The sequence below is a fragment of the Streptosporangium sp. G11 genome (genome assembly GCF_051192615.1).
In the GTDB taxonomy this organism is placed as follows: domain Bacteria; phylum Actinomycetota; class Actinomycetes; order Streptosporangiales; family Streptosporangiaceae; genus Streptosporangium.
This window is the reverse complement of sequence record NZ_JBPJUQ010000001.1, coordinates 19,045-39,221: the sequence shown is the minus strand read 5'-3', so window position 1 is coordinate 39,221 and position 20,177 is coordinate 19,045. Positions and strand designations below refer to the sequence as shown.

The following is a 20,177-nucleotide window of genomic DNA, read 5'->3' as shown; positions in this document are numbered from 1 at the left end:
GCTCACGTGGTGCCGAAGGCGTGGGGGGTGTGCACCCTGCGAAGCTCCTCGCCGCCGCCGAGGTACATGTGCACCCCGCACGGCAGGCACGGATCGAAGCTCCGCACGGTGCGCATGATGTCGATGCCCTTGAAGTCCGCGGGCGGGTTCTCCTCGAAGATCGGCGTGTTCTGCACCGCGTCCTCGTACGGCCCCGGCGTGCCGTGCACGTCGCGGACGCTGGCGTTCCACGGCGTCGGCGGGTACGGGTGGTAGTTGGCGATCTTCCCGTTCCTGATCACCATGTGGTGGGAGAGCACGCCCCGTACGGCCTCGGTGAAGCCGCAGCCGATCGCCTCGTCGGGAACCGTGAACGGCTCCCAGGTCTGGGTGCGGCCCGCCCGCACCTCGGCCAGGCCCCGCTCGACGAAATAGAGCGCGCACGCCGCCGCGTAGGCCTGGAAGTAGGTGCGGGCCCGGTTGCGCTCCAGGGCGTTGGACAGCGGCTGCCCCTTGAACTCGGGGATCTTCCACTCGAACGTCTTCTCCGGCCTCAGCGCCGTCTTCGGCAGGTTGATCTGCACGCTGTGGCCGGTCGATCTGACGTAGCCGATGTCGACCTTGCCCGACAGCGCCGTCGACCAGAGCCTGGCGATGGGCCCGCCGCCGGTGTCGAGCGCGAGCGCGTCCTCCCCGTCGAACCAGCGGGGTGACATGACCCAGCTGTACTTGTCGTTGAAGTCGCGTTTCTGTGGGTGCGGGATGGTGTGCTGGTTCCACGGATGCCGGATGTCGACCGGGTTGCCCAGCGGGTCGCGGGTGACGAACGGCTCCTGGTCCTGCCAGTCGTCGTAGTAGGAGCTGCCCAGCAGGATCCGGATGCCGAGGTTGATGTCGACCAGGTCGTTGGTGACGAGCCCGCTGTCGACGATCACCCCCGGCGTGACGAACATCTCGCGGCCCCAGTGGCTCATGTTCTCGTAGGTGAAGTCGCAGTGCTCGGGGTCCTGGAAGCTTCCCCAGCAGCCGAGCAGCACCCGCCTGCGGCCGACCTCCTCGTAGCCGGGAAGGGCCTGGTAGAAGAAGTCGAACAGGTCGTCGTGCATGGGCACGACCCGCTTCATGAACTCGACGTAGCGCATCAGCCGGGTCAGGTAGTCGGTGAACAGCTGCACCGTCGCGACCGTGCCCACCCCGCCCGGGTAGAGCGTCGAGGGATGGACGTGCCTGCCCTCCATGAGGCAGAACATCTCGCGGGTGAGGCGGCTCACCGCCAGCGCCTCGCGGTAGAACTCGCCCTCCAGCGGGTTCAGTGAGCGCATGATGTCGGCGATGGTCCGGTAGCCGTGGTCGCCCGCGTGCGGCGCCTCGGTGCGCTCGGCCATCGCCAGCACCCCGGGATTGGTCTCGCGGACCATCTTCTCGCAGTAGTCGACCCCCACCAGGTTCTCCTGGTAGAGGTTGTGGTCGAACATGTACTCGGCGGCCTCGCCCAGGTTGAGGATCCACTCGCCCAGGGCCGGGGGCCGCACCCCGTACGCCATGTTCTGCGCGTAGACCGAGCAGGTCGCGTGGTTGTCGCCGCAGATCCCGCAGATGCGGCTGGTGATGAAGTGGGCGTCGCGCGGGTCCTTGCCCTTCATGAAGATGCTGTAGCCGCGGAAGATCGACGAGGTGCTGTAGCACTCGGCGACCTGCCGGTTCTTGAAATCGATCTTGCAGTAGATGCCGAGGCTCCCGACGATCCTGGTGATGGGGTCCCAGGCCATCTCCACGAGGTCGGGGTTCTGCTCCGATGTCGTCATGTCAGCTCCAGGACGCCTTGTGTCCGGTCAGCAACTCGCGCCCCTTGTGGCGCCACTTCGGTTCCTTGTCGACGGTCCGCAGGGTGATGCCGCGCAGCGCGCGGACGACCGTCCCGTACGCGCCGCTCACCGCCGAGGAGACGTGGGCGCCGGGGGGCTCGTCCATGAAGGGCATGAACTTGTCGGGGAAGCCCGGCATCGTGCAGGCGATGCAGATGCCCCCGACGTTCGGGCAGCCGCCGATGCCGTTCATCCAGCCGCGCTTGGGGACGTTGCACCGGACGACCGGCCCCCAGCAGCCGATCTTGACCAGGCACTTCGGGGAGCCGTACTCGGTGGCGAACTGGCCCTGCTCGTAGTAGCCCGCCCGGTCACACCCCTCGTGCACGGTCTGGGTGAACAGCCACGTCGGGCGCAGCGCCTCGTCCAGCGGGATCATCGGCGCCTGCCCGGCGACCTGGTAGAGCAGGTAGAGGAGCGTCTCGGAGAGGTTGTCCGGCTGCACCGGACAGCCCGGCACGTTGACGATCGGCAGCCCCGCCTTGGACCTCCAGTCCCAGCCCAGATAGTCGGCCACGCCCATGGCCCCGGTCGGGTTTCCCGCCATGGCGTGGATGCCGCCGTACGCCGAGCAGGTGCCCGCGCACACGATCGCGGTCGCCTTGGGCGCGAGCAGGTCCAGCCACTCGCTGGTCGTCATCGGCTGGCCGGTCTCGGGGTTGTTGCCGAACCCGCACCAGTAGCCCTCCTGCTTGATCGCCTCGTTCGGGATCGAGCCCTCGACGACCAGCACGAACGGGTCCAGCTCGCCGCGTTTGGCCTTGAAGAACCACTCGATGAAGACGTCGGTGCCCTGCATCGGCCCGGACTCGAAGTCGATGAGCGGCCAGTGCACGGCCACCTTGGGAAGCCCGGGAAGCGCGCCGAGCACGATCTCCTCGATGCTCGGCTGGGTCGCCGCGGTGAGCGCGACGGAGTCACCGTCACAGCTCAGCCCCGCGTTGATCCACAGTATGTGGACGACGGGTTCTTCCCGCTCCTGAGGTCTGCTGCTCGCTGCGTCCGTCGGCGCTGCCATGACGCCCTCCCACTCCTCGTGAATGTCTGTGGAACGTGAAGGGGGGCTTGCGCGGATGGGGGGTCGCCCCTCACCCGGGGCTGTGCGCCCGCGGTATCGGCGCCGATCCGAGCGCGTGCCAGGTGAGCTCCCGAAGGACGTGGTAGAGGGTGGTCTGCGCCTCCTGGATCCGGTGCACCGAGGAGGACGGGACCACGAACAGGTGGTCCAGGACGCCCAGCCCGGACAGTTCGGTCAGCCTGCCGCCCCCGCCCCCGGCCAGGCCGACGGTGAGCATGCCCCGGTGGGCCGCCTCCTCGAACGCCCGGACGACGTTGGCCGACCCGCCGCTCGTGGACAGGCCGACGGCGATGTCCCCCGGACGGCCCAGCGCCGCGAGTTGCCTGGCGAAGACCACCTCGAAGCCGACGTCGTTGGAGAGCGCGGTGACCACGGCGACGTCGCCGGTCAGGCAGAGGGCGGGCAGGGCCGGGCCGCGGCAGGGATGCAGGAACGCGGTGGCGACCTCCTGGGCGTCGGTGCTGCTCCCGCCGTTGCCGAAACTGAACAGCCGTCCGCCCGCGACGAACCGCGCGGCCATCTCCTCGGCGCACGCCGCCAGCTCCGCCACCGACTCCGCACCCATCCGCCCGCGCAGCCGTACGATCTCGCCGGTCTTCTCCACGGCCGACCGTACGGCCTCCGCCGCCACCTCCGCCGTTCCGGCATCGGCCCGGCCGGTGTGCTCGTCGTGCTCGCTGTGGTCGGTGCGGTCGTACAGGAAGGGGTACAGGCCGCGTATGCCCTCGGAGGGCGTTCCGTCAAGCGCGCTCATCGTCGTCCTTTCCCCTGGCACTCCCGTGCGCGATCACGGCGATGGCCTCCCTGGCGTGGACGAGGACGGTGTCGCCCACCGCCGGGTCGACCAGTGCCACGCTCACCTCTTCGAGGACCCCGCCCGCGTCGACGATCGCCAGCTCTCCCTCCAGCAGCCTGACCACGTTCATCGGCAGCGCCTGGTCGGAGCAGGTGACGCAGACACCGTCGGTGCAGTCCTCGGGCCCGTTCACCGGCCGGCCCCTCGCGCGGGCGGGCCGAGCCGGTCGAGGAACACGTGGACCAGTTCCCACAGCAGGTGGTAGGCGGTGACGTGGACCTCCTTGACCACGGCGGGGTCGTCGGACGCGGCGACCAGGACGTGGTCGGCCGGAACCCGGCCGGTCAAGAAGTGGTCGGTCGTGGTGCGCCCGGCCGGTTGATGCCCGGTCGTGGTGCGATCGGCCGCGAGAGGGCCGGTCGCCTCGCCACCCGAGCCGCCACTACGGCCGGCGTCGCCGGTCAGGGCGATGGTCAGCAGGCCCAGTTCCCCGGCGGTCTCCAGCCCCCGCAGGACGCTCGGGCACCGGCCGTCGCGGAAGATCCCCAGTGCCGTGTCGGAGGCGTCCGCCCAGTGGCGCACCTGATGGGCGAAGACCTCGGCGCCACCCCTGCCGTCCCGGCGGTCCTCGTCGCTCCCGCCGCCGTCTCCTCCGGCCGCCGGGGCGTCGCTGCTCAGCGCCACCGCCGGGAGCGCCCTCTTGCCCACGACGACCGGGTGCATGAACTCGACCGCGATGTGCGCGGCGTCCGCACCCGCGTCGCCGAACACGATCAGCTTGCCGCCGAGGTGGAACCTGGCGGCCATGGCCCGGGCGGCACACGCGATACATTCCACGTCACCCGCCAGGGCGCGCCCGGCGTGGTCCCGTCGCGCGAAGGCCGCGATGACCGCCGCCTCCGTGACCGGTATGACGGCCGGTGGTGAAAGAGGTGCTGTTTGCGTACTCGGTGTGCCAGGCATATCGACGCTCCGTATTTTTCACGGTAGCCGCCACATTACGATTGGCCGTTTCAGGCCCGACACCCTCGCCTCGACAACCAACGGCAAAGCTCTGATCATTGACGTAACCTTCCCGTCCAGATCATGGAAGCCCCCGAGACATTCCCGTTGGGCGAGGGAAGGAAGGCGGGATGGGCACGGGACAGGCACGGATCCGGGTCGGGATCCGGATCGAGGGAATCGTGCAGGGGGTGGGATTCCGCCCCCACATCCATTCCCTGGCCCGGCGTCTGGGGGTGTCCGGATGGGTGGGCAACGACGACCGGGGCGTGTTCATCGAGGCCGAGGGGGACCCCGGTGACGTCGAGCGCTTCCAGGTGAGCCTGCGTGACCAGGCCCCGCCGCTGGCGGCGATCCACCGCGTGACGGCCACCGCGATGCCGGTACGCGGGGAGCGGGGGTTCCGCATCGTGGCCAGCCGAGGGGGGAACCACCGCGTCACCCTCGTCTCACCCGATGTCGCGACCTGCGATGACTGCCTGGCCGAGCTGTTCGACCCCGCCGACCGGCGTCACCGCCACCCGTTCGTCAACTGCACCAACTGCGGGCCGAGGTTCACCATCATCCGGGACGTCCCCTACGACCGGCCCGCCACCACGATGGCCGGGTTCGCCATGTGCGGGGAGTGCGAGAGGGAGTATCTCGACCCGTCGGACCGCAGGTTCCACGCCCAGCCGATCTGCTGCCCGGCCTGCGGCCCGGTCCTCCGCCTGCTGGACGGCGGCCTTCGCCGCGAGGATTCGGATGCTCACCGCCCGGGTGCCGGTCGTACCGGTGACGATCCGGACCCGTGTGGGCCGGATGGTGACGGCTCACGTGGCCCCGGCCCGAACGGCGGCGCCGATCCGATCGAGGCGGCGGTGAAGGTGCTGCGAGCGGGCGGCGTCCTGGCCGTCAAAGGGCTCGGCGGGTATCACCTGGCCGTCGACGCCACCAACGAGGAGGCCGCCCGGACGCTCCGCTCCCGCAAGCGCCGGCAGGACAGGCCGTTCGCGGTGATGGTCCCCGACCTGCGTGCCGCGCGGGCGCTGTGCGAGCTGGACGCCGACGGCGAGCGGCTGCTCACCGGTCCTCAGCGCCCGATCGTGCTGCTGCCCCGCCGACCCGGCGCCGCGGTGGCCGGAGCCGTTGCGCCGGGCGACCGCCGCCTCGGCCTCATGCTGCCGTACACGCCGATCCACCACCTGCTCGCCGCCGAACTCGCCCGCCCGTACGTGCTCACCAGCGGGAACCTCTCCGACGAGCCCATCGCCTACCGCGACGGCGACGCGCTCGTCCGGCTCGCCGGGGTCGCGGACGCCTTCCTGACCCATGACCGGCCGATCCACGTCCGCGCCGACGACTCCGTGCTGCTCGTCACGCCGGGGAGGACGTTGCCGCTGCGCAGGTCCCGGGGGTACGCCCCGGAGCCCCTGCGGCTCTCACCGCCCGCCCCGCGGCCCGTGCTCGCCTGCGGCGCCGAGCTGAAGAGCACGTTCTGCCTCGCGAGGCGGGGGCACGCCTTCGTCTCCCCCCACATCGGCGACCTGGAGAACTACGAGACGCTGCGCTCCTTCACCGAGGGGATCGAGCACCTCGGTCGCCTGCTCGGCATCACCCCGAGGCTCGTCGCCCACGACCTGCACCCCGAATACCTGTCCACCAAGTACGCCCTCGACCTGGAGGTGCCGGGATCGGTGGACCTGACCGGGGTCCAGCACCACCACGCGCACATCGCCTCCTGCCTGGCCGACAACCGGGAGAGCGGCCCGGTCATCGGGGTGGCCTTCGACGGCCTCGGCTACGGCACCGACGGCACCATCTGGGGCGGCGAGTTCCTGGTGGCCGACCTGGTGGGCTTCACCCGTGCCGGGCGTCTGGCGCCGGTGCCGATGCCCGGCGGCACCGCGGCGATCAGGCAGCCCTGGCGGATGGCGGCCGCCCACCTGCACGCGGCGTACGGCGACACGCTTCCCGAGGGCCTGCCGGTCAGGGCCCGCCACGGCTCGCGCTGGGACGAGGTGGTCGCGGTGGCCGAGGCCGGGACGAACTCCCCCCTCACCTCCAGCGCCGGACGCCTGTTCGACGCGGTGGCGGCGATCCTCGGGCTCCGCGACACCGCCGGGTACGAGGGGCAGGCCGCGATCGCCCTGGAACAGTGTGCCGACCCCGCGGAGAGGGGCGCCTACCCGGCCAGGATCGCCGACGAGGGGCCGCTCGTGACGATCCAGGTCGCGGACCTCGTCCGGGCGGTCGTCGAGGACACGCGCGCCGGGGCGGTTCCGGCACTCGTCGCGGCCCGCTTCCACAACGGGCTCGCCACCGCCACAGCCCGGGTGTGCGGGCGGCTCCGCGAGGACACCGGCCTCGGCACGGTCGCCCTGTCGGGCGGGGTCTTCCAGAACCGGCTGCTGCTGGACGGTCTCACCGCGGCCCTCCGGCTCCGCGGCCTCCAGGTCCTGACCCACCGCGCCGTCCCGCCGAACGACGGCGGCATCAGCTTCGGCCAGGCCGCCGTGGCCGCGGCCCGCGACACCCTCGGCCTGCCCTGACACCGGCACGTCGCCGCAGCGCGGGAAGCGCCACGCCGAAAGCGTCACGCCGGAAGCACCATGCGGGGAGTGCCACGCCGAAAGTGCCGTGCGGGAAGCGCTACGCCGGAAGCGCCGCGCTCCCCGCGCCGGGACCACCGCACAAAGGTCGCGGCGTCAGGGCCGGTAGGTTCCGAAATACCAGTCGTTGCCCTCCGGATCCTTGCAGGCGTAATCGCGCGAGCCGTAGTCCTTGTCGGCCAGCCCGCTGGTGATCTCCGCCCCGGCCGCGACGGCCCTGGCATGGTGGGCGTCGGGGTCGTCGACCACGACGTAGATCCCCGGCCCACCCGGCTCGCCCGTACCGGTCATGATCATTCCGGTGCCGACGATCAGCTCACCGTGGCGGACGCCCCCGTCGTCGGCCGTGACGAGCTCGTGGACCTCGAAGCCGAACGCCTGGACCAGCCATTCGACGGCCTTGCCCGCGTCGCGGTAACGGACCAGTGGATACACCGTTCGCATGCTCTCTCCTCCCGTGCGGTGATCACCACGATCTCACCGGCGGGAGCGGCGGGGCTTGGAAAAATCTGACCTGATCACCCGATGACGCGCGGGGGCGACGCCAGCCCCCGGGGGGTGGCGCCGGTCATGGCCCTGAAATCCCGGTTCATGTGGGCCTGGTCGTAGTAGCCGCAAACGGCGGCGGTGTCGGCCGGCGACATGCCGGACCGCAGGCGGCCGGTGGCGTGCTCGAAGCGCAGCACCCTGGCCGCGGCCTTCGGCGCCAGCCCGATCTGGTCGTGGAAGCGGGAGACCAGGTGCCGGTGGCTCCACCCCAGCTCGGCGGCTATCGAGGCCACGGACACCGTGCCGCGGGTGGCGACCAGGCGCTGCCACGCCCAGCCGACGCGGCGGTCGGACACCGGCGCCTCGCCGATGCGCCGGCTGAGCGCCTCGTCCAGCAGGGCGATCCTGGCGGCCCTGCCGGAGGCCTCCGCCAGCCGCTCGACCGTGGCCGTGGCCCAGCCTCCGAGCACCTCCTCCAGCGAGACCACCCGGTTGGTCAGCTCCCGCAGGGGCACCCCGAGCAGCCGCCTGGCCCCGAGCGGTGTGAGGTTGACCTGCACCCCCTCGGCGATCCCGACCGTGGTGGTGTCGACATAGGTGTCGTGCAGACCCCCGGCGAACGAGGCCAGCCGGCGGGACCCCTCGGGGCCGCTCAGCGCGAGCGGCGCGCCGAACCCGAAGATCATGACGACCCCGGCGAACGGAGGCTGCCGCCGGGGCATGGGATCGGCGTAACGCTCGGTGTAGGCCGACAGGTGCGTGACGTGGGGCCGCAGGAAGGCCCCCGGCTCACTCTCCGTGAAGGTCAGGCCCTCGGCCACCGTGGCATCGTGCACGCCCCGACCATAACCGCCGCCCCCGACAATCCGGCCGTCGCGGCCGTCGAGGGGGCGCCCCGGGCTCCCGGACGCGCCCGCTCCGACCGGTGCCCCCAAGCCCGCCCGAGCCGTGTCCTCCCGTGCCCTCAGGAGGTCAGCCCGGTGTGGTGGGCGAGGAAGGCGAGCTGGTCGGCGGCCAGCTCGACGGTCTTGCTCACCGCGCGGGCCCCGTGACCGGCCTCGGCCTCGTTGCGGAGCAGGATCGGCCGATCCGAGGCCTGGGCGTGCTGCAGGGCGGCGCACATCTTCCAGGCGTGCAGCGGGTGGACTCGGGTGTCGGACTGGAAGACGGTGAACAGCGTCGCCGGGTAGGACACGCCCTCCCGCACGTGGTGGTAGGGGGAGTAGGAGTGCAGCCAGGCGAACTCGTCGGGCTTCTCGGCGGAGCCGTACTCGACGTTCCACGTCGCGCCCAGGCCGAACAGCTCGTAGCGGATCATGTCGAGCAGCGGCGCCGAGCAGACCACCGCGGCGTACAGCTCGGGGCGCTGGGTCAGGGCCGCGCCGACCAGCAGGCCGCCGTTCGAACCACCGGAGATGGCCAGCTGCGAGGACGTGGTCACACCGGTGGCGATCAGGTGCTCGGCCGCCGCGTGCAGGTCGTCGAAGACGTTCTGCTTGTTGGAGAGCATCCCGGCCCTGTGCCACTCCTCGCCCTGCTCGCCGCCGCCGCGCAGCTGGGCGATGGCGTACGTGCCGCCCGCCTCGACCCAGCTCAGGATGGACGCCGAGTATCCGGGGGTCATCGAGATGCCGAAGCCGCCGTAGCCGTACAGGATGGTGGGGCGCGGGCCCTCGGCGCCGGGAGGGGAGATCACCAGCATGTGGACCTCGCTACCGTCGGCCGAGCGGTAGGTGACCTGCTCGGTGTTGACGGCGGGCACCTCGACGGCGCCGGGGGAGGCCGCCCAGAGCGTCGTCTCGCCGGTGCGGGCGTCGTAGCGCTGGATGCTCGGCGGCGTGGTGTTGTCGGTGTAGCCGAACCAGGCCTCGTGGCCGCCCTCGGGGCGCTCGCTGATGCCGCCGATGGTGCCCAGCCCCGGGGTCGGCACCTCGCCGACGCGCTCGCCGGTGACCAGGTCGTGGATCGAGATCTCGCTGATCGCGTGGCGGGTCCAGCCGACGAGCATGACCGGCCGGTCGAGGTCGTCGAGAATCGCGAAGTCCGTCAGCACGGCCTCGGGGTCCTGCGGGATCAGGTCGCGCCAGGTCTCGAACCGCGGGTCGGACGGGTCGGTCACGCAGACGCGGGCGCGCGGGGCCTCCCGGTCGGTGAAGACGTACAGGCGGCCGTCGCGGCCGAAGTGCAGGGCGCTCTGGGCGTCGACGCCCTCCTGGACGACGACCAGGTCGGGCGAGGCGAGGGAGGACGCCCGCAGGTCGGCCACCCACAGGTCGTTGCGCGGCGCCGTGCCCCTGGAGGCGGAGATCTGCAGCCAGCGGCCGTCGAAGGAGACCGCCACGCCGTAGTAGTTGGTCTTCTCCAGGCCCTCACCGAAGATCAGGACGTCCTCCTCGGTGGAGGTGCCGACCCTGTGCAGGTAGACCCGGCGGTGGAACTGCTCCTCACCCTCGGGCACCTCGGTGGCGGGCAGCCTGCGCACGTAGTAGAAGGACTCGCCGCCCGGCAGCCACGCCACGGGGGAGTAGCGGCAGCGGTCGATCGGCCCCTCGATCCGGTCGCCGTACGCGACGTCCATCAGGTAAAGGCTCGACTCCTCGTCACCGCCCACCGAGACCTGGTAGGCGAGCAGGCGGCCCTCCTTGTCGGGTTGCCAGGAGTCGAGGGTGGTCAGCCCGGTCGGGTCGAGCGCCATCGGGTCGAGCAGCGCCCGCTCGGTGCCGTCGGGATCCACGGTGTAGAGCACGGCGTGCTCCTGCCCGGGGGTGCGCCGCATGAAGAACCGCCGGTCCCCGCGCCACGTCGGCGCGCCGATCGACCCCGACCCGAGCAGCTCCGCGATCCGGGCCTTGAAGCCCTCGCGCGGGGGAAGGGCGTCCAGCTCGGTCTCCAGCAGTCTCTCCTGCCCCACCAGCCAGTCCTTCGTCGCCGGATCGTTCGGGTCCTCAAGCCACCGGTAGGGGTCGGAAACAGGCACACCGTGGAGCTCGTCGACGAGCTCAAGACGGCTGGCTGGAGGGTATGGCTGTCGCGTCATGGCTGGAACCCTACGACCTCGGGGCCGGGAGACGGCGCCATTGCGCGGGCGGCGTATCTGATCTGCGGCAGGAGGAGTTAAGAACTGGTAATGCGGGCATAAAACGTATCAGGTGTCTCTCCAGTCATTTATGGGTGGCGAGAACTACGTTGCAGCAGCCAAACTTGGTGAAGGACGGTGCCGTGGTGAGCATCCGCTGGGCCGTCCGGCGGAGGTCCTCGTGACGGAAGCGCCCGGGCCCCAGGAGGGGCCGCCAGCCGGGGCACGCAGTGGCGTGCCCCCTCAATTGACGCGTCGCGCGGCGGGAGAGGCCCGCTGATGCGCCAGGTCCTGCTCTTGAACGCCACCTACGAGCCCCTGACCACGCTCTCCCTGCACCGGGCCGTCGTGCTCGTGCTGAGGGAGAAGGCGGACGTCGTGCACCGTGACGGGCGGGGCGCCGTGTTCCGCTCGGCGAGCCGCACGCTCGACGTTCCCTCGGTGATCAGGCTTCGAAGATATGTTCGGATCCCCTATCGGTCGCGGATCCCGCTGACCCGAACCGCGCTGATGCGCCGGGACGACTACCGGTGCGCCTACTGCGGCCAGCGGGCCGAGACCATCGACCACGTCATCCCGCGCTCGCGAGGCGGCCCCCACACCTGGGAGAACTGCGTCGCGTCCTGCACGACGTGCAACCACCGCAAGGCCGACCGCATGCTGGAGGAACTGGGATGGACGCTCAACGTCGCCCCGGTGGTGCCACGCGGCGTCCACTGGCGGTTGATCGGCGCGCACATCGTCGGCGATCCCCAGTGGGCGCCCTATCTCGCGGAGAGCGCGGCCTGAGGGCAGGGGTCCGATGACGGGGCCGCCGCGGCCACCCTACGGAGCCCGGCCGCGGCGGCCACGCCATGGCCGGGCGTCGGCTCATGTTCAGTCGGCCTGTGTTCAGTCGGCCTGTGTTCAGCCGGCCTGTGTTCAGTCGGCCTGTGTTCAGCCGGTCCGTGTTCAGCCGGGCCGTGTCCGCTGGCACAGAAGATCCCCGATCGGCACAATCACCTCATGACATGGATCTTCACCTCCGATGTCGAGGCGTACACGCGCGTGGTGGAGCCGTGGCTGCTGCGGGATCCGGTGCGCAACACCGTTCCCCTCACGGTCCTGCGTGCCATCCGCAGCGGCCTGTGGGGCGACGACGCGCTGCTGGGGCGGCTGGAGCGCGAGGGCCAGGTCGTGGCGGCGGCCGTCCAGACGCCTCCCCACGCCCTCCTGCTCCCCGCGATCCCCGCCGACGTCGTGCCGGACCTCGCCACCCGGCTGATCGAGGCCGAGAGGGCGATCTCCGGGGTGAGCGGGCCGCTCCCGCTGGCCGAGGCGTTCGCCGCCTCGTGGTGGCGGCCCGAGGCCGGGCGCCGCGCCGAGCGCCTCTACCGGCTCGACGCGCTCGTCTCCCCAGTTTCCCACGCGGACGGGGCCTCCCGCGTCGCCGTCGCCGCCGATCTCGACCTCCTGGTCCGGTGGGGCGAGGAGTTCCAGGCCGAGGCCGAGGGCGTCGCCCACGTCGACCTGACCGCGCTGGTGGCCAGCCGGATCGCCAGGCGGGAGCTGGTCGTGTGGGAGGCGGGCGGGCGACCCGTCGCGTTCGCCGGGGCCTCCGTACCCCTCGGCGGGATGTCGCGGGTCGGCCCGGTCTACACGCCCCCGGAGTTTCGCGGGAAGGGCTACGGCACCGCGATCTCCAGCGCGGTGAGCGCCAAGGTCCGGGCCGAGGGCGCCGCCGAGGTGCTGCTCTTCACCGATCTGTCCAATTCCACGTCCAACTCGATCTATCAGGCGATCGGCTATCGGCCGGTGAGCGACTACGCCTCCATCACCTTCACGTGAGCGATCCGGGCAACCTGGGTAACCTTGGTGCCATGCCCCGATACGACTTCCGCTGCCGCGCCTGCGGGTCCACCTTCGAGATCTCCCGCCCGATGGCCCGCTCCGGCGAGCCCGCCCTCTGCCCCGACGGCCACGACGACACCGTCAAGCTGCTCTCCACGGTCGCCGTGACCGGCGGTTCGGCGGGCTCCTCCGCCGCGCCCCGGCCCTCCGGTGGTGGCGGCGGCGGGTGTTGCGGCGGAGGCTGCTGCGGTTAGGCACCGCCATCGGCCGAGCCCCCGCCGGGCTCCCTACCGGCCACCGGGGTCTGCCACCCGGATCGATCGGCGCCGGGTGGCAGATCGGATGAGTCCGGCCGGCGCGCGCCTGCCCGGCGGTCGGCCGCGCGCCCGGCCGTCGTGCGACCGCCTATGCGGCGCGCTTGCCCTGGAAGGGCAGGAACGCCTCGGCCCGGTGCGGTCGGGCCGGCACGAAGGTGGGCTCGGTGGCGATGATCCGGTCGAACCTGAACGCCCGGATCGCGCCGCGCAGGCGGCACATCCCGACGAGATACCAGTATTCGCGGTGGACCATGCAGGTCACCGGGTCGACGTCGCGGACGGTGACCCGCCCCGAGACGTCCTGGTAGTGAAGGCGGATGACGAGGTTCGAGGTGATGGCGTTGGCGATCGTCCGGGCTCGGTCGGCGGTCGGGGCGGACATCGGCTCGGTGAGGGTCGCCAGGGTGGTGGCGACGATGTCGTCGTCGAGCTCCATCTGCTCGAAGGCGTGGCGCAGGCCGCTGCGGGCGGCGTTGGCCTGCGGACCCGACCCCAGATGCGCCATCGACAGGGCGAGGGCGGCGATCTCGGCGGTCGTCAGCGGGGCGGTGAGCTTCATGACATCAGCCATACCCTGATAATACGTCTGAGTACCGACATTTTTTCGAACTTCCTGTCGGGTAAGGCATCTCTGCCCGACAGGAAGCCCAGGTCAGCGTGACAGCTGCGACAGGTCGCGCGAGGCGCCGGTGGAGGCCGAGGTCGTGAGCGCGGCGTACGCCTGGAGCGCGGCGCTCACCTGGCGCTGGCGGTCGCGCGGCCGGTAGCCGCCCAGGTCGGCCAGGAGCCTCTCGCGGCGGGCCGCCAGCTCCTCCTCGGTGACCTTCAGCTCGATCGAACGGCCGGGGATGTCGATCGCGACGAGGTCGCCGTCCTCGACGAGGGCGATGGTGCCGCCCTCGGCCGCCTCGGGGGAGGCGTGGCCGATGGACAGCCCGCTCGTGCCGCCGGAGAAGCGGCCGTCGGTGACCAGCGCGCAGTCCTTGCCCAGCCCCTTGCCCTTGAGGAACGAGGTGGGGTAGAGCATCTCCTGCATGCCTGGCCCGCCCTTCGGTCCCTCGTAGCGGATCACCACGACGTCACCGGCCTTGACCCTGTTGTTGAGGATGCCCTCGACCGCGTCATCCTGCGACTCGAAGACCACGGCCGGGCCCTCGAACCTCCAGATCGACTCGTCGACCCCGGCGGTCTTGACGATGCAGCCCTCGGTGGCGATGTTGCCGTACAGGACGGCTAGGCCGCCGTCGCGGGTGTAGGCGTGCTCGGAGTCGCGGACGCAGCCCTCGGAGCGGTCGAGGTCCAGCTCCTCCCATCGGGCGCCCTGGGAGAAGGGCTTGATGGTGCGGGCGTTGCCGGGGGCCGCGTGCCACAGCTCCAGCGCCTCGGGCAGCACCCGCGGCGACTGGGGGTCCCAGTCGTCGAGGTAGTCGCCCAGGGTGCCGCCGTTGACGGTGTACGCGTCGCGGTGGAGCAGGCCCGCCCGGTCGAGCTCGCCCAGGATCGCGGGAATGCCGCCCGCGCGGTGGACGTCCTCGACGTGGTACTTCGCCGTGGCGGGGGCGACCTTGCACAGGCAGGGCACCCGCAGCGAGATCTCGTTGATCTCCTTCAGCCCGAAGTCGACCTGGGCCTCGCGGGCCGCGGCCAGGATGTGCAGGATCGTGTTGGTCGAGCCGCCCATCGCCACGTCCAGCGCCATGGCGTTTTCGAACGCGTCCTTGGTCGCGATGGCGCGCGGCAGGACCGTCTCGTCGTCCTGCTCGTAGTGGCGGCGGGTGATCTCCACCAGCTGGCGCCCGGCGTCCTCGAACAGCTTCCTGCGCGCCTTGTGGGTGGCCAGGATCGTGCCGTTGCCGGGGAGCGCGAGGCCGATGGCCTCGGCGAGGCAGTTCATCGAGTTGGCGGTGAACATCCCGCTGCACGAACCGCAGGTCGGGCAGGCGTTCTCCTCCATCTCCAGCAGCTCGGCGTCGGAGACGGCGTCGTTGGCGGCGGCGATCATCGGATCGATCAGGTCGAGCTTGCCGTTGGGGGTCTTGCCCGCCTCCATCGGCCCGCCGGAGACGAAGACCGTGGGGATGTTGAGCCTGAAGGCGGCGAGCAGCATGCCCGGGGTGATCTTGTCGCAGTTGGAGATGCAGATCAGCGCGTCGGCGCAGTGCGCGTTGACCATGTACTCGACCGCGTCCGCGATCAGCTCGCGGCTGGGCAGCGAGTAGAGCATGCCGCCGTGGCCCATCGCGATGCCGTCGTCGACCGCGATCGTGTTGAACTCGCGCGGGATCGCGCCCGCCTCGCGGATCGCGCCGGCGACGACGTCGCCGACCTCGCGGAGGTGGACGTGCCCGGGGACGAACTGGGTGAAGCTGTTGGCCACGGCGATGATCGGTTTCCCGAAGTCCTCGCCGGCTACGCCCGTCGCCCGGAGCAGGGCCCGGGCCCCGGCCATATTCCTGCCGTGAGTGACCGTACGAGACCTGAGGGCGGGCATGAGGCTTCTCCCATCATCGAAACCGTGTCTACAAATGGTACGGCTACCGCCCGGTGCGTGAGACGCCTGTCCATGCCGCGAGACGTCCGGTCCGTGACCAGATGTTTCGTGAACACCGTCGCGAGCGTGACCGACGTACGAGACGAGACGAGACGAGACGGCTAGGCGGGGGCGGCGAGGCGCCGCGCTGGTCACCGGGACGGTTCCGGGACGCCGACGGGGCACGGGGTGGGCACCGGGGCGGCGGCCGGTGGGCCCGATACGGGCCCAGGGTGTCCCCCGACACTACCGAAGGTCCCCGCGCCCGGCGAACCCGGGGCGAGCGGCGCCCGCGAGGGAAGGTCCTCGATCACCCGCCGCGTGTCGCGACGTCCCACCGGGGGAGCCGGGCACCCGGCGTCGCCCCGGACCGCGACCGGCGCACAGCCCCGGACCACGACTCGCGCACACGGAACCGGACCGCGACCCGCGCACACGGCCCCGGCACCACGACCCGCGCACGCACGGCCCCGCACCACGACCCACACGCACGGCCCCGCACCACGACCGAGGCGCGTCGCCAGGCGGGCACCGGACCGCGACCGGTGCACGCGCGGGAGGGGAGACGGGAGTCGCCGGGCCGGGGCGCAGTGGCGGGGCGGACTCCCGTCGGTCCCGACGGGGGAGGCGCGGTCGTGCGAAAACGAGCTCCTGGGACAGCCGGAATCAGTTCTCCGGGTAGCGTGCGGGCAGAACCTGCTCGGCGGCCTCGAAGATCCTGTCGATCTCGGCGTCGGTGAGTGAGCGTTCCCGCTTGGTGATCCATTTACGGACACGACTGCCGTCGAATACGTCGACCTCGCGGACGTTGAGGACCTTCCAGGGAATGGCCGGGCCGTAGATCGCCAGGGACGGCACGATCGTGACCTCGCGGCCCAGCTCGGCGCCGATCAGCTCTCCGGCCTGGGAGGCCTCCCAGCGGGCCTCGTCGAGGCGGGGCTTCTGGTTGAACGGGCCGTGGAACAGCTTGCGGTGCGACTGGACGCGGACCGGCAGGCGCTTGTCCCACTTCTCGGAGTCGACCGCGTAGACGCCGGTGGGGCCCACGACCAGATGGTCGATCTGGGCCTCGCTACCGGGGATCGCGCGGGCGTGCAGGGTGCGATACCCCCCGCGCTCCAGCCGTTTCAGCTGCATCTCCGTGCGCCGCTCCGCGACCGAGGCGCGTCGCCAGGCGGGCACCGAGGAGTTGGAGCGGGCGCGAAGCACCGTGTCGACGATCGCGGCCACCACGGCGGCGGTGAAGCCCAGCGGCCAGCTGGCCAGCAGGACGCCCGCGAGCACGCCGACGCCGACCGAGATGATCACTCGTCGGCGCAGGTGGCGGTACTTCGGGTGATCGAGGAGACTGCGCAGCGAGGCGCGCTCGACAGGTGCGTACGTAGACGCTGGCGCGGCGGGTCGAGACGTCGGCCGGTCCTCGGCCTGTCGGTCACTGACCCAAATCGGTGACGTAGTGTTACCGTCTTCTGGTACCTGACCGGAATCCACGTAACTCACGGTAGCTGACGTCCTTGGGGGTGCCTAGTATTGCGTATCTCATACTTTTGTGACCGCCGTCACCCGCTTGGCACTGCTATGAACCGGGTACCTTAGGGGCTTTTCGCTCTGGATAACCGGGTGCTCTGCGCCTACTGTGCGGGGCGTGACCCACATTCACGATCTTAACGCCCTGGAGCAGGCGGCAGCCGTGCGGCGCAGGGAGATCTCGCCCGTCGAGATCACCGAACACTACCTCGACCGGATCGCACGCCTGGACTCCCAGGTCGGCGCTTACGTGACGGTTACCCCCGGACTCGCCCTGGAGCAGGCCCACAAGGTCGAGGCCCGGGTGCTCGCGGGGGAGGACTTCTCACCCCTGGCCGGGGTGCCCATCCCGATCAAGGACCTCAACCTCGTCAAGGACGTGCCGATCCGCTTCGGCTCGGCCACCTACGAGGACTTCGTCGCACCTGTGAACGACAGCCTGGTCGAGCGGCTCAGGGCGGCCGGGACGATCATGCTGGGCAAGACCGCGACCCCCGAGTTCGGGCTGCCGTGCTACACCGAGACCTCCGTCTCCCCGCCCAGCCGTACCCCGTGGGACCTCTCCCGGTCGGCGGGAGGGTCCAGCGGCGGCGCGGCGGCGGCGGTCGCCGCGGGCCTGGCCCCCGCCGCGCAGGGCAGCGACGGCGCCGGGTCGATCCGCATCCCCGCCTCGGTCTGCGGGCTGTTCGGCCTCAAGCCCTCCCGGGGCAGGATCAGCTTCGCGCCGGTCATCCCCGACCTGGCGGGCCTGTCGGCCAACGGCCCGATCACCAGGACCGTCGCCGACGCCGCCGCGCTGCTCGACGTGATGGCCCACCACAACCCCGGCGACCTCTACCACGCGCCGCCGCCCGAACTCGGCTCCTTCGGGGCGTACGCGGGCCGCGACCCCGGGCGCCTGCGGATCGCCCGCTACGCCGAGCCGCTGGTCCCCGGCGCCGTGGTGGACCCCGAGGTGCTCGCCGCCTACGAGCACGCCTCGGCGGAGCTGGCGGCGCTCGGGCACGAGGTGATCGACATCGACCCGCCGTTCGGGCCCGAGATGGTGCCGCGGTTCGTGACGCTCTGGTACGCGTTCTCCTGCATGCACCCGGTCGACCTGACCAAGCAGGACAGGCTCAGGCCGCTGACCGCCTGGCTGCGCGAGCGCGGCTTCGCCACGCCCGCCCCCGACTTCCTGCAGGCCCAGTCGGCGCTGCAGTTCGCCACCCGGCTGGGCCTGCGGGCGACCGACCCGTACGACGCGGTGCTCACCCCGACCGTGACGCAGCCGCCCCGGCCCGTGGGCTGGTTCGAGGACGTCGACGACCCCGAGGAGACCTTCGAGCGGATGAAGCGGTTCGCCGCCTTCCCCGCCGTCTACAACGTCAGCGGCCAGCCCGCGGTCAACCTCCCGCTGTACTGGAGCGCCGAGGGTCTCCCGATCGGCGTGATGCTGGCCGGGAGGTTCGGCGACGAGGGCACCCTGATCTCGGTGTCGTCGCAGATCGAGGCCGCCCGAGGGGGTTTCTGGGGCGAGCGCAGGCCCGCCGTCTGGTAGCTCTCGACGGGTGGTCGGCGCCGGGTTACTTTTGAGATGTGGACAGTGCGATCGAGGTCTTCGGCTTTCTCGTCGGAGTCTCCGGCTGCCTGTTCCTGCTCATCGTCCTGCTCGTGACGATGCCCGGCAGGATGCGCGACAGGGCCGCGAGGAGCACCTCGGCGGGCGCTGTCTGGCTGGGCGGACCGTTCGGCAGCGAGCGGGGGATCACCGACTCGGTCCTCGTGCTGACCGAGCGGCGCCCGGCCCGGCCTCCGGCGCCGGAGGTCGACTGGGTCTCGCTCGCGGAGACCTCCGAGCCCGGACGGCACACCGGAGGGGCGTCGGCGGCCTGGTGACCCGGCCGACCGGCGAATCGCCGACCTATCGCTGAACCGGTGAAGGTGAGGTGACGGAGATGCTCACCCTGACCTCGACGCAGGGGGACGATGTCCGCGAGGCCCTGCGCACCGCGGAACGACGTACGGGGCTGCGCTTCGCCGCCTATCTCGGGCCGGCGATCGGGCCGCGCCGTCACTTCTCCGAGCGGCTGCACGCCGCGCTGGGCGCCGACGCGGACAGGGCCGTGCTCGTCTTCGTGGACCAGCGGGGCAGGGCCCTGGAGATCGTCACGGGCCCCCTGGCCAGGCGGTGGCTGCCCGACGCCGAGTGCCGCGTGGCGGCGACGTCGATGGCCGCGGTGCTCGGTCTGGGCGACCTGGTGGGCGGGCTGGTCACCGGTGTCCTGCTGCTCGCGGACCAGGCGTCGCGGCGCCGGTGATCTCGCGACCGGGTCCCGTGATCCGGTCCCGGCCGGGTGGAAGTGATCTCGCGGGCGGTCCGTCCGGGCGGAACGAGGATGGTTTTCCCGGATAATCGGCTCGTGCTGAGGATCATGTGGGACGTGCTGACGGGTCGTTCTCGCAGGAGGTCCGCGGCGGATCGGGAGCCCGGCAGGATCCTCGACTACGTCCAGGCGACGCTCGCCGACGCCCGCCGCAAGGTCCGCGGGGAGGACGAGACGGCGGCCATCCTGCTGTTCGCGACGGGTGCCGCCGCCGGTGCCGTCGTCGTCGGGCTGCTGAACGGCCACTGGAGGCCCGGCGAGCTGTCCAGCAAGGTCGAGTGGCTCTGGTGGACGAGCCTGTTCTTCTGGCTGCTGGGAATCCTCATGCTCGCCGGCGCCCTCTATCGCCGCACCGCCGGGCTCGCGGGCAAAGCCCTGGAGCGGCGCCGCTTCTATCCCGGCGGGTTCGCCGGCGACACGCCGCCGCCGGCGCCGGACCCCCGGCTGGGATACGGGGTGGGGCCGGGCGCGCACGGCCGCGACGCCGAGGCCAGGGTCGACCTGATCGTCCTGGAGATCAGGAGGCTCAACGCCGTCGGGGACGCCAAGCACCGCTACATCCGCCGGAGCGTCCTGCTCATGATGGTCTCCATCACCTGCTGCGCGCTCTCGGTGCTCATCGACAACTGGCTCTGAGTGGGCGTTTGACATCGATTTACGATGGGTATTTTGATGTGCTTTGTCGTATTCATCACCAACCTGCACGGCCTGAAATGCCTGGAAGCTTCCCA

General features: G+C 71.3%; 19 protein-coding genes. 8 read left to right on the top strand and 11 right to left on the bottom strand.

All coding sequences use genetic code 11. The features are described 5' to 3' along the window. Positions 1-2: 2 nt before the first annotated feature. The 5 genes from ACSDR0_RS00185 to ACSDR0_RS00165 all read right to left on the bottom strand — a co-directional run bounded on the left by ACSDR0_RS00185 (position 3) and on the right by ACSDR0_RS00165 (position 4,525). Positions 3-1,784, bottom strand: coding sequence for a nickel-dependent hydrogenase large subunit (locus ACSDR0_RS00185; RefSeq protein ID WP_435286608.1), 1,782 nt, complete (start codon positions 1,782-1,784; stop codon positions 3-5). 1 nt (position 1,785) lies between these two features. After that, positions 1,786-2,862: a hydrogenase expression protein HypE gene (locus tag ACSDR0_RS00180; protein ID WP_435286607.1), complete on the bottom strand. Its 1,077-nt coding sequence runs from the start codon at positions 2,860-2,862 to the stop codon at positions 1,786-1,788. Positions 2,863-2,932: 70 nt separating this feature from the next. Further along, a complete protein-coding gene (locus ACSDR0_RS00175; protein WP_435286606.1) occupies positions 2,933-3,676 on the bottom strand; it encodes a D-sedoheptulose-7-phosphate isomerase in 744 nt (247 codons plus the stop codon). Continuing rightward, positions 3,663-3,911, bottom strand: coding sequence for a HypC/HybG/HupF family hydrogenase formation chaperone (locus tag ACSDR0_RS00170; RefSeq protein ID WP_435286605.1), 249 nt, complete (start codon positions 3,909-3,911; stop codon positions 3,663-3,665). The genes ACSDR0_RS00175 and ACSDR0_RS00170 overlap by 14 nt, the downstream gene beginning before the upstream one ends. Beyond that, positions 3,908-4,525: a phosphoheptose isomerase gene (locus tag ACSDR0_RS00165; RefSeq protein WP_435286604.1), complete on the bottom strand. Its 618-nt coding sequence runs from the start codon at positions 4,523-4,525 to the stop codon at positions 3,908-3,910. Before ACSDR0_RS00165 ends, ACSDR0_RS00170 begins: the two co-directional genes overlap by 4 nt. Before the next feature lie 326 nt (positions 4,526-4,851). Between ACSDR0_RS00165 and hypF the strand changes: the two genes are divergently transcribed. Then, a complete protein-coding gene (gene hypF / locus ACSDR0_RS00160) occupies positions 4,852-7,251 on the top strand; it encodes a carbamoyltransferase HypF (protein ID WP_435286603.1) in 2,400 nt (799 codons plus the stop codon). 156 nt (positions 7,252-7,407) lie between these two features. Here the strand turns inward: hypF and ACSDR0_RS00155 are convergent, their stop codons facing one another. The 3 genes from ACSDR0_RS00155 to ACSDR0_RS00145 all read right to left on the bottom strand — a co-directional run bounded on the left by ACSDR0_RS00155 (position 7,408) and on the right by ACSDR0_RS00145 (position 10,837). Continuing rightward, positions 7,408-7,755, bottom strand: coding sequence for a VOC family protein (locus tag ACSDR0_RS00155; RefSeq protein ID WP_435286602.1), 348 nt, complete (start codon positions 7,753-7,755; stop codon positions 7,408-7,410). Between the two features lie 74 nt (positions 7,756-7,829). Next, positions 7,830-8,636 carry a helix-turn-helix domain-containing protein gene (locus ACSDR0_RS00150; RefSeq protein ID WP_435286601.1) on the bottom strand — a complete coding sequence of 269 codons (807 nt, stop codon included), beginning with the start codon at positions 8,634-8,636 and terminating at the stop codon, positions 7,830-7,832. Positions 8,637-8,764: 128 nt separating this feature from the next. Beyond that, positions 8,765-10,837: a prolyl oligopeptidase family serine peptidase gene (locus tag ACSDR0_RS00145; RefSeq protein ID WP_435286600.1), complete on the bottom strand. Its 2,073-nt coding sequence runs from the start codon at positions 10,835-10,837 to the stop codon at positions 8,765-8,767. Between the two features lie 318 nt (positions 10,838-11,155). On the opposite strand from ACSDR0_RS00145, the gene ACSDR0_RS00140 reads away from it, so the two are divergent. The 3 genes from ACSDR0_RS00140 to ACSDR0_RS00130 all read left to right on the top strand — a co-directional run bounded on the left by ACSDR0_RS00140 (position 11,156) and on the right by ACSDR0_RS00130 (position 12,960). Next, positions 11,156-11,665 (top strand): HNH endonuclease, encoded by a 510-nt coding sequence (locus ACSDR0_RS00140; RefSeq protein WP_329084484.1) that lies wholly within the window; start codon positions 11,156-11,158, stop codon positions 11,663-11,665. A gap of 216 nt (positions 11,666-11,881) precedes the next feature. Then, the gene (locus ACSDR0_RS00135; RefSeq protein ID WP_435286599.1) at positions 11,882-12,703 is read left to right on the top strand and encodes a GNAT family N-acetyltransferase; all 822 of its coding nucleotides are present in this window, start codon (positions 11,882-11,884) and stop codon (positions 12,701-12,703) included. A gap of 32 nt (positions 12,704-12,735) precedes the next feature. After that, the gene (locus ACSDR0_RS00130; protein WP_435286598.1) at positions 12,736-12,960 is read left to right on the top strand and encodes an FmdB family zinc ribbon protein; all 225 of its coding nucleotides are present in this window, start codon (positions 12,736-12,738) and stop codon (positions 12,958-12,960) included. A 151-nt stretch (positions 12,961-13,111) separates the two neighbouring features. Here ACSDR0_RS00130 and ACSDR0_RS00125 read toward each other — a convergent pair whose 3' ends face one another. From ACSDR0_RS00125 to ACSDR0_RS00115, 3 genes are all read right to left on the bottom strand, one after another. After that, positions 13,112-13,594 (bottom strand): helix-turn-helix transcriptional regulator, encoded by a 483-nt coding sequence (locus ACSDR0_RS00125; protein ID WP_435286597.1) that lies wholly within the window; start codon positions 13,592-13,594, stop codon positions 13,112-13,114. Between the two features lie 81 nt (positions 13,595-13,675). Then, a complete protein-coding gene (ilvD, locus tag ACSDR0_RS00120) occupies positions 13,676-15,514 on the bottom strand; it encodes a dihydroxy-acid dehydratase (protein ID WP_435286596.1) in 1,839 nt (612 codons plus the stop codon). Positions 15,515-16,219: 705 nt separating this feature from the next. Next, positions 16,220-16,861: a nuclease-related domain-containing protein gene (locus ACSDR0_RS00115; RefSeq protein ID WP_435286595.1), complete on the bottom strand. Its 642-nt coding sequence runs from the start codon at positions 16,859-16,861 to the stop codon at positions 16,220-16,222. 337 nt (positions 16,862-17,198) lie between these two features. Between ACSDR0_RS00115 and ACSDR0_RS00110 the strand changes: the two genes are divergently transcribed. The 4 genes from ACSDR0_RS00110 (at position 17,199) to ACSDR0_RS00095 (ending at position 20,082) form a co-directional block, all read left to right on the top strand. Then, complete coding sequence (locus tag ACSDR0_RS00110) at positions 17,199-18,620, top strand: amidase (RefSeq protein WP_435286594.1); 1,422 nt, start codon at positions 17,199-17,201, stop codon at positions 18,618-18,620. Between the two features lie 38 nt (positions 18,621-18,658). Next, positions 18,659-18,958 carry a hypothetical protein gene (locus ACSDR0_RS00105; RefSeq protein WP_435286593.1) on the top strand — a complete coding sequence of 100 codons (300 nt, stop codon included), beginning with the start codon at positions 18,659-18,661 and terminating at the stop codon, positions 18,956-18,958. 50 nt (positions 18,959-19,008) lie between these two features. Continuing rightward, on the top strand, positions 19,009-19,380 hold the full coding sequence (locus ACSDR0_RS00100; protein WP_435286592.1) for a DUF5130 family protein: 372 nt from the start codon (positions 19,009-19,011) through the stop codon (positions 19,378-19,380). A 102-nt stretch (positions 19,381-19,482) separates the two neighbouring features. Next, positions 19,483-20,082 (top strand): hypothetical protein, encoded by a 600-nt coding sequence (locus tag ACSDR0_RS00095; RefSeq protein ID WP_435286591.1) that lies wholly within the window; start codon positions 19,483-19,485, stop codon positions 20,080-20,082. The last annotated feature ends 95 nt before the right edge of the window (positions 20,083-20,177 follow it).